The organism is Neorhizobium sp. T7_12 (assembly GCF_002968535.1).
Classification (GTDB): Bacteria; Pseudomonadota; Alphaproteobacteria; order Rhizobiales; family Rhizobiaceae; genus Neorhizobium; species Neorhizobium tomejilense.
Genome location: NZ_PVBK01000030.1, coordinates 25,088 through 37,323 on the forward strand (window position 1 = coordinate 25,088; position 12,236 = coordinate 37,323).

Annotated in this window: 10 protein-coding genes; 7 read left to right on the forward strand and 3 right to left on the reverse strand. The window is 57.9% G+C overall.

Annotated features, from left to right (window positions below; all coding sequences use genetic code 11):
* The first annotated feature begins 76 nt into the window (after positions 1–76).
* From C5J26_RS30980 to C5J26_RS31005, 6 genes are all read left to right on the forward strand, one after another.
* Positions 77–574, forward strand: a complete 498-nt coding sequence (locus tag C5J26_RS30980; RefSeq protein ID WP_105405268.1) for a (2Fe-2S)-binding protein — start codon at positions 77–79, stop codon at positions 572–574.
* Positions 571–1,599, forward strand: a complete 1,029-nt coding sequence (locus C5J26_RS30985; protein ID WP_105405269.1) for a xanthine dehydrogenase family protein subunit M — start codon at positions 571–573, stop codon at positions 1,597–1,599. The genes C5J26_RS30980 and C5J26_RS30985 overlap by 4 nt, the downstream gene beginning before the upstream one ends.
* Positions 1,589–3,889 (forward strand): xanthine dehydrogenase family protein molybdopterin-binding subunit, encoded by a 2,301-nt coding sequence (locus C5J26_RS30990; protein ID WP_105405270.1) that lies wholly within the window; start codon positions 1,589–1,591, stop codon positions 3,887–3,889. Before C5J26_RS30985 ends, C5J26_RS30990 begins: the two co-directional genes overlap by 11 nt.
* 102 nt (positions 3,890–3,991) lie before the next feature.
* Positions 3,992–4,549 carry an NADPH-dependent FMN reductase gene (locus C5J26_RS30995; RefSeq protein ID WP_206051240.1) on the forward strand — a complete coding sequence of 186 codons (558 nt, stop codon included), beginning with the start codon at positions 3,992–3,994 and terminating at the stop codon, positions 4,547–4,549.
* A gap of 265 nt (positions 4,550–4,814) precedes the next feature.
* Positions 4,815–6,134 (forward strand): M24 family metallopeptidase, encoded by a 1,320-nt coding sequence (locus tag C5J26_RS31000; protein WP_105405271.1) that lies wholly within the window; start codon positions 4,815–4,817, stop codon positions 6,132–6,134.
* 182 nt (positions 6,135–6,316) lie between these two features.
* Entirely contained in the window at positions 6,317–6,721 is a 405-nt protein-coding gene (locus C5J26_RS31005; RefSeq protein ID WP_256386103.1) for a carboxymuconolactone decarboxylase family protein, read from the forward strand.
* A gap of 409 nt (positions 6,722–7,130) precedes the next feature.
* On the opposite strand, the gene C5J26_RS31010 is transcribed toward C5J26_RS31005, so the two are convergent.
* The 3 genes from C5J26_RS31010 to C5J26_RS31020 form a co-directional block, all read right to left on the reverse strand.
* Positions 7,131–8,675 carry a BCCT family transporter gene (locus tag C5J26_RS31010; RefSeq protein WP_105405273.1) on the reverse strand — a complete coding sequence of 515 codons (1,545 nt, stop codon included), beginning with the start codon at positions 8,673–8,675 and terminating at the stop codon, positions 7,131–7,133.
* A gap of 425 nt (positions 8,676–9,100) precedes the next feature.
* Complete coding sequence (locus C5J26_RS31015; RefSeq protein WP_105405274.1) at positions 9,101–10,162, reverse strand: flavin reductase; 1,062 nt, start codon at positions 10,160–10,162, stop codon at positions 9,101–9,103.
* Between the two features lie 254 nt (positions 10,163–10,416).
* Positions 10,417–11,358, reverse strand: coding sequence for a TetR/AcrR family transcriptional regulator (locus C5J26_RS31020; protein ID WP_172746212.1), 942 nt, complete (start codon positions 11,356–11,358; stop codon positions 10,417–10,419).
* A 64-nt stretch (positions 11,359–11,422) separates the two neighbouring features.
* Here C5J26_RS31020 and C5J26_RS31025 point away from each other — a divergent pair, with 64 nt between their 5' ends.
* Complete coding sequence (locus C5J26_RS31025; RefSeq protein WP_105405276.1) at positions 11,423–12,154, forward strand: dienelactone hydrolase family protein; 732 nt, start codon at positions 11,423–11,425, stop codon at positions 12,152–12,154.
* Positions 12,155–12,236 lie beyond the last annotated feature (82 nt).

Below are 12,236 nucleotides of genomic sequence, written 5' to 3' on the forward strand. Positions count from 1 at the left end.
TCGCGACGGTGAACTGGTCGCGCTCCTAGCCGGCCCCGCTAAGATTTTTCAACTCCAAGCTTATCGGATCTCCCCAATGGCAATCTCCATCAACCTCACAGTGAACGGACAGCCGTGTGACATCATGCTTGAAGACCCGCGCGTAACGCTTCTTGATATGCTGCGCGAGCATCTTCACTTGACTGGCGCCAAGAAGGGCTGCGACCGTGGCCAATGCGGTGCCTGCACGGTCCTGGTCGACGGCAGGCGCATAAACTCATGCCTCACTCTCGCCGTAGCCATGGACGGCGCCGAGATCCTCACGGTAGAGGGGATTGCCGGGGATGCCGGCCTCCATCCAGTGCAGGAGGCTTTCATTGCTCATGACGCGCTTCAATGTGGGTTCTGTACACCAGGCCAGATCATGAGCGCGATCGGCATGATCATGGAAGGTCAGGCGGGCGACGAACCCGAACGTGTGCGCGAGTGTATGAGCGGGAACCTCTGCAGGTGCGGTGCCTATCTTGGCATTACAGAGGCCGTATTGGAGGCGCAGATGAGGGTCTCGCCGGCAGTCCACAGGAGTGTGGCATGAACCGGTTTGACTATGTTCGGCCCGGTTCCGTCGCCGAGGCAATCGCCGCTGCAGCCGCGCCTGGCGCGACATATATCGCCGCGGGTACGAATCTGCTAGACCTGATGAAGGCTGGGATCGCGCGTCCGGAGCGCCTTGTCGACATAACCCGGCTTCCCGGCCTCGATCGTATCGAGCGCCTGCCCGACGGAAGCCTTCGTATAGGCGCTCTTGTACGAAACGCCGATCTCGCCCATGACAGGGACTTCGCGCAAAGCTATCCGGCGGTCGCCGAGGCGCTGCTGTCGGGGGCGTCGGCGCAGCTCCGCAACATGGCGACGGTGGGCGGCAATATTCTGCAGCGATCACGCCATGTGTTTCATGCTGCCATTGGGGATGGCCCGCCTGTCGGCGAGACACGCACCAACGCGATTCTGGGCTGGAACTACACCTGCAGCATGGTCCATGCTTCCGATTTCTGCGTGCCTCTGGTCGCCTTAGATGCGGTGGTCGAGATCGAAGGAAGGGCGGGCCGGCGCGAGGTGGCACTTGAGGTATTCTATCACCTCGCTGAAGGTGCACGTGAAGTCGTGACGGCGCTGGAACCGGGGGATCTTGTAACTGCCGTGCGGCTCCCTGCGGGCGCGGCTGAGTTTCTCGGCCATGCCCGATATCTCAAATTGCGCGAGCGTACCTCCTATGCCTTCGCACTGGTATCGGCAGCAGCGGCAGTCGACATGAAGGACGGTAAGATCGTTGATGCCCGCATCGCACTTGGCGGCGTCGCGCCCAAACCATGGAGGGCCCGTGCCGCCGAAGAGGTGCTCAAGGGCACCGTGCCCGGGCGGGAAATTTTTCATGAAGCAGCGGAGGTGGCGCTTGCCGGTGCCAGAGCCTCCGGCGACAACCTGTTCAAGATCGAACTGGCAAAACGGATCGTGGTACGTGCACTTGCCGCCGCTGCCCACGGATCGCTCGCCCGGCTCCCGGCACTGCCCGCTTCGCTGTTTTCGACCAATCCGGGAGCAACCCAAAATGACGCATGAATTTGGTATTGGCTCGACCGCTCATGTCCGGCATGGATCCAATGCAGGTCAGCCTCTAACCCGTCGCGACGGCATGCTGAAAGTCGCTGGCACGGCCCGCTACGCCGGAGACAATCACCCCGAGGGAATGCTTTACGCTGTCATGGTCGAAAGCAACATCGCGCGCGGCCGGGTGACTTCTTTCGACCTGACGGCTGCAAAGGCGCACCCCGGTGTCGTGGAAGTGATGACGCCAAAGAACAGGCCATCATTAGCGGCAGATCCTGATCTGAGGCCAAACCCTTTCATGATGCGTCTCGATGTTCTCCAGAACGATCGTGTCCGATACGCCAGACAGCCGATCGCGGTCGTCATAGCCGAAACTCTCGAAGCGGCGACCGAAGGTGCGGCGCTTCTTGCGCCACGCTACGACGTTGAACAGCCGAGGCTCAACCTCGACAGCACTGAGAGCTTTGTACCGAAGGTGATCCGGGTGATGAGCCCTCCTGAGGATGGGATCGGGGATATAGAGGCCGGTTTTGCCGCCGGCGTTACCCATATTGACGCGACCTATGAGACACCGGACCACTACCACAATCCGATGGAGCCGCACGCGGTGGTCGCGTCATGGGACGGGGACAGGTTGTCAATCGACATGTCAACCCAGAACCCGACCTTTACGCATGCACAAGTTGCTTACATGTTTGGATTGCCCACGGAGAATATCCAGATACGTAGCCCGTGGGTTGGGGGCGGCTTCGGAGGAAAGGGTATGTTAGCGAGCCCCACCGTCCTTGGCATTCTAGCGGCGCGTCTAGTAGACAGGCCCGTTAAACTCGTGCTGCGACGGGACCAGATGTACGGCTCAGTCGGCCATCGGGCACCTACGCGCCAGCGTCTGCGCCTCAGCGCCGATGACGAGGGCAAACTGACCGCGTTGGATCATCAGACGCTAACGGCAACAAGCTCGTTCGACGAATTCATCGAGCCTGCGGGCGACGCCTCTCATGTGCTCTACGCGAGCCCCGCCATGTCGATCACGCACAGGGCCGTCCGTGTCGACATGGGCACGCCGGTGTTCATGCGTGCTCCGGGAGAAGCACCCGGATCGGCGGCTCTTGAATCGGCCATGGATGAGCTCGCTTGGGCGAGCCGAATCGACCCATTGGACTTCAGGCTGAGAAACTATTCCGAGACTGAGCCGCTTCATCATAAACCCTTCTCCTCGAAGGAACTGCGAGAATGCTACAGGCAAGGGGCGGAGCGGTTCGGTTGGTCGCGGCGTCCTCTCGAACCGAGGCGGATGCGCAATGACAACGGGTTCCTTGTCGGTTGGGGCATGGGCACGGCAACTTTCCCCGCAATTACCTTTCAGGCCGCTGCTCGGGCCAAGATTCTGAGCAATGGAACCGGTGTTGTAGAGATTAGCTCCGCAGACATGGGGCAGGGGTCATTTACCGCGCTCGCACAGATTGCAGCCGATAGTCTCGGCCTTGACATTGAACAACTGGAATTCCACGCCGGAAAGTCCGATCTTCCCGACGGCGGGATCGAAGGGGCCTCAGCGCACACAGCGACAGCAGGTTCGGCCATTGCCTTCGCCGGAGACGATGCGATCGGCAAACTTGCCGAGTTGGCGACCGGGGATGAAAATTCGCCTCTGTTCGGTGCAGGCAATACCGGCGTGATCGCCCGCGCCGGCCGCCTTTACCGCCGCGACGACGAAAATAGGAGCGAGAGCTACGCCGACATTATGGCCAGAGCTGGAACGACCATGATCGAGGGCAACGGAACTTGCGGCCCCAATCCCGCCGCGAAATCTTTCTCGATGCATTCGCATGGAGCAGTCTTCGCGGAGGTCACTGTCGATCCGGATCTCGGTCAGGTTCGCGTTACGCGGCTCGTTGGCGCCTTCGCCGCCGGCCGCGTCATCAACCCTCGGCTAGTGCGTAGCCAGTACTATGGTGGAATGATTTGGGGCATCTCTTTCGCCCTCCACGAAGAGGCGATCGTTGATCGACGCACCGGAATGATCATCAACGCCGACCTCGCCGAATACCGGATCCCCGTCAATGCAGACGTGCCCTCCATCGAGGCTATCCTCATCGAGGAACACGATCCTTATGTAAACGCCTTGGGCACGAAAGGCGTAGGCGAGATCGGCATCACCGGCACCGTAGGCGCGATCGCCAACGCGATCTGGCACGCGACAGGCGTTCGGGTCCGTCGGTTCCCCATTCGAATCGAAGACATCATCTTGCCCCACGGCCAAGTGAGTTCGATGGAACGACCGCAGTCCAATACGCTGTGAACGACCCCACGAACGAGACCAATCAATCAGGGCAAACCTCACGGCCCTCCCACAGTGCTTTCCAAAAGGAAAGTTCTCAATCACGCCGACAGGAGACACATTTTGACCACTTCCATAGCCATTCTCGTTGGCAGCCTTCGCAGAGCATCCGTGAACCACAAGATAGCCCGGGTGATCCCGGAGCTCGCGCCCGCCGGTCTAAAGTTCGGAACAGTCGAAATTGCTCACCTCCCATTTTACAACCCCGACCTCGAAGAGATTGAAACGCCCGCCTCTTGGGCGACCTTCCGCAGAACCATCGGTGAAGCCGACGCCGTGCTGTTCATCACTCCCGAGTATAACCGCTCTATCCCAGGAGTACTGAAAAACGCGGTGGACGTCGGCTCGCGGCCCTACGGCAAGAATGTATGGGCCGGCAAGCCCGCGGCGGTGATCAGCGCGTCCCCTGGGTCGGTTGGCGGATTTGGCGCAAACCACCATCTGCGCCAGTCGCTGGTATGCCTGGACGTGCCCGTGCTCCAGCAGCCGGAAGCATATATCGGCGAGGCATACAGTCTTTTCGATGACAGCGGACACCTAACCAACGACTCCACCGCAGCCTTTCTATCGGCGTTCTTGAGCAAGTTTGACGCATGGATCACCATCCACTGCCGGCCTTGAGAAGGCGGGGCCGGCAAGGTGGAGGAATATGCGCCAAGCAAGCGGGAAAAGCAGGCTTCACTGGACATCGGGGTAGATAGCTTGCTGTCATCTTGAGAGTTCAGCAGGCGGGGCACGATCGCGGACATGCAACATGCTGTGAATTGGCCGGCTCTTTGAGAAAGAGCTGTCCTGCAACGATCAGAAGGTCCTCGATAGCGGACGTTGTTAGTGACGAAACAAACAAATTTCTTTGAAGTTTTGGTCAGAAAAAGAGAGGTCCCTTATGTCCATGCCTGCGTTCAAGCCAGCCGCTCGCCCTATTCCTTCTGATGCAGTGCCCACAGATGAACTCAAGAAATATGTGCCGCATCTGACGATCGCCGAGCGGGACCGGCGATGGTCGCGCACCAGAAGCCGAATGATGTTTGCCGAATTGGATGCTTTGGTCTTTCTCGGTAACGATATCTATTGGGGCATGGGCATGGCCAATCTCAGGTACATGTTTCAACTGGACGCCCAGCTTGGTGGCGAAGCACTTTTTCCTGCGGTTGGCGAACCTGTCGTTTGGACGGGTATCATCCATATGAACCGGCCGTTCAATGCCTTCGCGTCGATGCAGGACTGGGTCAAAGACGTTCGTGGGCGCGCGGGAATAGGGGCGATTGCTGATGAACTGCGCGCCCGCGGCTTGAATCGCGGACGCATTGGCCTGGTCGGGTTTTCTTCGACAATTCAACGCACCCCCACCCTGCTTCACAGGGACGTCGAGGGGCTGAAGTCGCTATTGCCTGGCGCAACGTTTACCGAAGCCAGTTGGCTGATCGAGGAAATGCGGGTCGTGAAAAGTGAAGAGGAGATCGACATGCTTCGCGGTGCGGGGCGTATCGCTCGCAAGGCGATCGATGCACTGATAGAAACCGCCCGCCCGGGCGTCCCCGAGGCCGTCGTTTATGCGGAAATGGTCAAGGCTCAGATTGCCAATGGGGGCGAGCCGAACATTTTCAATCTTTGGGCTGCGGGGCCTGTCGAGCACCCCGCAAATGAACTGTGGCACTTGCTCCACGGGTCGGAGCAGCCGATCGCCCCAACCATGCGCCCCCTTGCTTCCGGCGACATCATCATTTCGGAGATTCACACTAAATATGGCGGGTATCGCTGCCACACAGAATACACCGTCTATCTGGGGCGGCAGGCGCCGAAGGAGTTGCTGCGCATCTGGGATGTCGCAGTCGAGTGCTTGCATGCCAGCAAGGCCGCGCTCACGGCCGGCCGCACCATCGGCGAAGCCGTGGCGATGATCCGCAAGCCGGCGGAAGCAGCCGGTTTGGATTGGGTTGAACTTGGCTTTCATGCGATGGGAACCGCCTCGCCGGAACATCCAAGTGTTGTTTATCCAGCCGGTTATGGCGTCAACTCGGTCAATGGCGCACACATATCCGACATGGAACTTGAAGAAGGAATGACCTTCGGAAACAACATCAATCTCCACGATGCCAACTGGAAAGTCGATGTGGGCGTTATGCTCGCGGATTTCATGGTTGTGCGCGAGAAGGAAGCGGAAGTTCTCGTGAATACACCCCTGGAATTGGCTCAGATTGGCTGAGCCTGGAGGAAACAAATCACCGATCGAGAGCTTGGAGGTTGGCAATGAATAGTGAAGTGAAGTCATCGAGACTGGGGCCATATACCGGCGAGGACAAGCGTGTCGAGGAAGCGCATTCCACAATACGGAGCCGCGGAGGCGAAATCCTCAACATCCATAAGACGGCATGCCACTCGCCAGGAATGTTTCGCTCAATGGCAACCTATGCGGCGGCGCTGCGAAGCGAGTCGGCGATATCCGCGCCGATCCGGCAGTTGGTGGTCCTCCGCGTTTGCCAGTTGAACGACGGCGCCTATGAATGGAACGTCCATGTCGGCGTGGCATCCAAGATCGGTGTGCCCCCTGGCAAGATCGAGGAGCTTCGCAATTGGTCCTCTTCAGATCTCTACTCCAACGATGAGCGGGTAGCGCTTGGTTTTGCAGATCAGATGTCTGCTAACAGCGGCGTAGATGAGGCCGCCTTTCAGAAGGCGATGGGTGCCTTCGGCGCGAAGGGCGTTGTGGACTTAGCTGCGCTTATTGCATGGTACGTCGGAAATACGCGGTTTGCGAAGGCTCTCGAGATTGTGCCGGACGCGCGAGGCTGAACAGGGACTGATGGCGTCGGAGTGATTGAGCCATGCTGTTGTACTCTCGAGCGCAGCCTGGACAATCCGTGCGAGGCACCTACCAAGGTGCTTGGCCTTTGGCGCGACACGTGAGAACCATTTGGAGCCTGATAAGAAACGAACGCGCTAAAGCAGCTGTTCGACAGTCTGGTTTGGTGGCGCCATTTTCAGCGCCACAATGATGCGCCCTTGGTAGGGGACGCTTGTATCGGGGACGCACTATGGTCTCACCTCGCCTGCGGCGTCCGCGCGGCATGCGAATGGTAAGCAAAAATGCTCGATGACCAGACTGCGATCTGCTGGCCTAGTCGAGATCGGCTTGCCGCACGCGGATAACCGCGTGCGGCGCCTATTTTTGATGTGCAGAGCCGCGGACGCACGCGTTTTGTCAGGCTTCGACTTTGGGAGCATCATCGATGAGCGCACGCGAACCGATTTCGTCGAGCAGGCCGATCCAAAGTGACGCACATAGGCCCACCATCACCAATAGGAACGGCGCTGCGGCAAGAATCGAGGCGGTCTGAAGCCCCGCAAGACCGCCCATTACCAAGAGCACGCAGGCCGAAGCTCCGGCGAGCAGACCCCACAGTACTACGATCCCTGGCGCCGGATGGAGAGTGCCCCGCGACGACAGCATTCCCATCACCACCGATGCGGCGTCGGCGCCGGAAACGAAGAAGATCGCCACCAGAAACATCGCCACCGTCGATGTGAACGTCGCCATCGGATATTGCGCCAGGAGCGCAAAGAGTGACACCGGAGCGCCTTTTTCATTGACTGCTTCGACGAGACCGCCGGCACCCATCAGTTCGGAATAGAGCGCAGTCCCGCCCATGATGGTGAACCAGACGAAAGTGACGGCACTCGGGATCAGCAATACGCCGATAACGAACTCGCGGATGGTGCGACCGCGCGAGATGCGGGCGATGAATACCCCAACGAAAGGCGCCCAAGAAATCCACCACGCCCAGTAGAAGATGGTCCAGCTACCCAGCCACTTGCCGTCGCTGAAGGCCGCGGTACGAAAGGACATAGTGATCAGGTCACTAAGATAGTAACCCATTGCTTCGGCCAGCGTATCAAAGATGAACACCGTCGGGCCGATCAGGGCGAGGAAGATGAGCAGCAGCACTGCAATGATCATGTTCATGTTGCTCAGGAACTGGATGCCTCTGCCGACACCGGAAACCGCCGAAAGGATGAAAAAGAGCGTCAGCACCGCGATGATGCTTAGCGCTATTGTCGACGACTCGCCTGTGTTCCAAAGATAGTTCATGCCGCTGTTGATTTGCTGGGCTCCGAGGCCGAGCGAGGTAGCCGTGCCGAAAAGTGTGGCGATGATGGCCAGCACGTCGATGGTGCGGCCGGCGGGCCCGTGAATTCTATCACCCAGCAGAGGGTAGAAGGCACTGGAGATCAGTGTCGGCAGGCCTTTGCGATAGCTGAAGAAGGCAAGCGCCAGGCCGACAACGGCATAGATGGCCCAAGGATGTAGAGCCCAGTGGAAGTAGGCGTATTGCATCGCAATCAGCGCCGCTTCCTTGGTCTGCGGCTCGGCCATGCCGTGCGGCGGCGCGCCGAAATGGAATACAGGCTCGGCAACGCCCCAGAACATCAGGCCGATGCCCATGCCAACACTGAACATCATGCAGACCCACGAAATGGTCGAAAATTCGGGCTTTTCGTCGTCATGGCCGAGCTTGATTTTGCCGAAGCGGCTAACGGCTAGGAAAACCGCGAATACGAGAAAGAAAGCAGTCGAAACAACAAATGTCCACCCGAACACGCGGATGATCCAGTTTAGAACAGCGCCCGCAGTCGAGGCTAGACTGTTAGGCGAGACCACGCCCCATAATACGAAACCGCCCGCGATGATGATTGCAGGCCAGAAAACGCCGCGGTCAATTTGTCGCAAAGTGCCTGGTAAAGCCATACGAAATACCCTCCAGTGTTGGGGTTCCCCTTCGTCCCAATGCCTTGCATTTCTTTTGCCTTGGCGTTCAATTGGTGACATCTCAATGTGAGAGACTGCTGCAAGACAAGCGGCACCGTACGCGCCTATGGCAGGTCAAATTCCGACGCTGGCTAAAAAAGGAGGGCCTCGAGGGTTTTTATGTAGAACTCCGCCAAGAGGATACGATCGCTGTTCATATTTAGCGGCGGAGCAGGTCGACCAGCACCGAGCGGGCAGAAGCCGGGTCAGGACGCCATCAAAGGGGCCAGTCAACTTCAAGCCAGGCCAGCGAGACCGCTCAGCGAGCTTTGCCTCCCCCCGGCCACTAAGCTGTTTCGCGACTGGGATCCCTCCCTGGCTCTCACCCGTCACAACTGCAAGAGGCACTAACGATGAGTCTGCCGCTATCGAGACATCGTTCCCTGAAATACCAAACTCTCGATCGGGTCCCGTTCACTCGGAATTTCTCGACTTCTCAGTTCGGGGCCAAGGATCACCGGATCTCCGATCCTCCCGATGGCGACAACCGCATTGATCTTGTAGCCGGCGGGTATGCTAAGAGCTTCCCGAAGGCGGCCCCTATCAAATCCGCCCAAGCAGTGTGTGTGCCAGCCCAGGAGGTTCGCTTGCTGTGCGAAGGACATCCAGGCGGCACCGGTGTCGAAGACATGTGTGGGCGACTCGATCGTTTGTCCGTTTTTCTCCAGTGTTTCGTTTGAGACAAACGCTACCATGGCGGCGGCCCTAAACGCCCATGACCTGTTCTCCTCGTAGAGAGCTTCGATAAACGCCGACCAGGCTGAATCATTTCGTAGGGCGTAGACGAAACGCCATGGCTGGGCGTTATGCGACGACGGAGCCCACCGAGCAGCCTCAAACATCGGCATCAGCTCGGCATTGCTGATTGGGGCGTCGGAGAATGCTCGTGGAGACCAGCGCTCAAGGAAAAGCGGAGAGATCGCGTGGGAACTTACGCGTGGCGTCAGCCCCTTATAAGCGCCATCGTGATATAGAAGGGGGCTGGCTCCCGAAACCCCGCCGCCGACGACTTCACCGATAAATATCGTGTGGCTCTCTGCATCGGTTTCGCTGACCAGTTCGCATTCAAGGTGCGCAGCTGCTCCATCCAGTATCGGCGTCCCGTGCCATCCGAGCTGATGGCCGACATCTTCGAACCGGTTTTCCGTCTTGCCGGAGAACCGCTCTCCCAGAGCCCGCTGATGATCCGCGAGTATGTTGATGATGAAATTCCGGCTGCCGGAAATCAGCGAATGGCTGCGAGTGGAACGGTTTACCACTATCAAAACTCGCGGCGGACTTGCTGAGACGCTGCTGACCGCAGTTGCCGTCATGCCATGCAAATGGCCCTCGTGTGACGTTGTGATCACCGCCACGCTCGAAGCGACATGTCTCATAACCGTTCGGAACATCCCAACGTCGATCGGGCCAATCTTCTCATGCTTCATTTACGGACCTCCCTAGTTTCCATCGCCAAGAGCCTCCGTAGGAGCGGTTCTCACCATAGTTCCCCGGCCACTGCAAACCATGCTTGCAGCAGGTTAAGATCGATCAGTCGCGGCCGTCGAAATCGGGATGGAGAAACGATCGTTCTCCAGCTCAAGGCAAAACTGTAATATGTCCGATTTTGAGGTGAGTCAAGTTTTTTGATTTTTTGCAGTGATGGCGACGGACCTGCAAGATCACGGGTGGAGATCCGTCCTTAGATTGATTCTCGGGTTCGCTTTTTTCTAGACGTTTCATGGCTGCGCTCAAATGTATTGGCTCTCAAACCATCTAGTAGAAGTGAAATCATTTGCTTCAATTCTGTAAGACCAGCATCAGCCTTTGGCTGACCTGAAGAAATCCATATGCGCACGGACGCAAACATGAGGAAAAAGATCGTACGAGCTGTCAGATCGAGGTCAATGTATGGCCTAATTTCACCGTTCTCGCGAGCCTGATCTATAAGCTTTCGTAAGTCGCGGAGTGTGTCAGAACGCAAACGATGGAACTCGCGGGAGTGGAGGGAGGTCGTGTGAAATACATTTTCGCGCAAAAGCACCCGAAAAAGACCTGGCTCCTCCGAATAAGCCTTAAAAGCCGGGCCAAAATAAGCTGTGAGAGCCTCCAAAAGCGAATCTTTATACTGGCCTTCTTCACGGCACTTGGCGAACACTGGCGGCATGGTTGCGTTAAACACGAGAAGAACTAGTTCGCTCTTGCTCTCTGCATAAAAGCTGAGGGTTCCTAGCGCAACACGGGCTTCCTTTGCGACGTCGCGAAGCGTGGTTGCATCGTAACCGACCTCTGCAAACTGGCGCCGAGCCGCCAAATAGATGCGCTGAAGCTTGTCTACCTTGTTCTGCTCTCGAAGGCCGAACCTCTCGGAATCGATCACCAGCAATTCCCGAAGCCGGTAGATATCGAGAGCGCCTTCATCTTCCAAATCGCTAACTTCTGACGCTGCCGATCTCTGAGAGAGGCCCTTTTTCTTGCTGTCCATCTGAATTAACGCCAACCTTGTTCTGTGTGCAAAGCGGCTCGACCGCCGTATCATCCGTGAAATAATTTCCACTCTACGAACATAGCCACTCTTGGCAATCCCTGTAACCCACTCAGAGAGCCTTTCAAAGGCAACTTGACAAACATTGAAATCGGACATGTTATAGTTTTCGCTTGGCGCCGGATGCATTTTGTCGAGCCAAGATCTTTGGAGGAGGAAAACCGTGGCAGTTGAGAGAATTGACTATCAAGCCGGAACCGTTGTTGGGCGTGGTGCGCTTGTGTGGAACGAGAAGATCGATGGGCCACGGCCACTTCTCCTGGTGATGCCCAACTGGCTCGGCGTTACCGACGCGGCAATCGCACGCGCAGCACGGATCGCTGGAGACAAATACATCGCTTTTGTCGGCTGCATGTACGGGGAGGGGAAGACTTGCGATGGTCCACCAACATCGAAGGCATGGGTGGACGCGGTTGCTTCCGACCCGGTCGAGAGGAGAAAGCGCGTAAATGCGGCATTGGATACGCTTGTCGCGGAAGCTGAGAAGCGCGGGATAGGTGACACCTCAAAGAAGGCGGCCGTCGGATTCTGCTTCGGCGGCGCGAACGTGCTGGAACTTGCGCGCAGCGGCGCGGAGTTTGACGCTGCTGTTTGTGTACACGGCGATCTGGCGGGCTCGATCCCCGCAAGGAAAGGGGACATAAAGGCGGCGTTGTTTATCTTCCACGGGTCAAAGGATCCGATCGCGCCGAAGGCGGATCGGGACGCCTTGGAGGCAGAGTTGGACGCAGCAGAAGCCAAATGGCAAATGCTCGACTTCGGCGGGTTGCTGCATGCGTTCGCCGAAGAGGACGTCAACGTGCCTGGAATTGGCGTGTATCATCCAGGCGCTGCACATCAAACCTACCGAATGCTTGACGATTTCATCCAAGATGCATTTGCCAAGCGACTATAGGCCCGTCCGACCCTCATAGGCGGCCACCTCCTACAAGCGTCCACCGCACCGAAGCGCCGATGGGCTTTCGATCGGCGGAAGT

Bases quoted from the DNA above. Each gene is read 5' to 3' on its own strand.
- C5J26_RS30980 (WP_105405268.1), top strand. From the start codon at position 77: ATGGCAATCTCCATCAACCTCACAGTGAACGGACAGCCGTGTGACATC.
- C5J26_RS30985 (WP_105405269.1), top strand. From the start codon at position 571: ATGAACCGGTTTGACTATGTTCGGCCCGGTTCCGTCGCCGAGGCAATC.
- C5J26_RS30990 (WP_105405270.1), top strand. From the start codon at position 1,589: ATGACGCATGAATTTGGTATTGGCTCGACCGCTCATGTCCGGCATGGA.
- C5J26_RS31000 (WP_105405271.1), top strand. From the start codon at position 4,815: ATGTCCATGCCTGCGTTCAAGCCAGCCGCTCGCCCTATTCCTTCTGAT.
- C5J26_RS31005 (WP_256386103.1), top strand. From the start codon at position 6,317: ATGTTTCGCTCAATGGCAACCTATGCGGCGGCGCTGCGAAGCGAGTCG.
- C5J26_RS31010 (WP_105405273.1), bottom strand. From the start codon at position 8,675: ATGGCTTTACCAGGCACTTTGCGACAAATTGACCGCGGCGTTTTCTGG.
- C5J26_RS31015 (WP_105405274.1), bottom strand. From the start codon at position 10,162: ATGAAGCATGAGAAGATTGGCCCGATCGACGTTGGGATGTTCCGAACG.
- C5J26_RS31020 (WP_172746212.1), bottom strand. From the start codon at position 11,358: ATGTCCGATTTCAATGTTTGTCAAGTTGCCTTTGAAAGGCTCTCTGAG.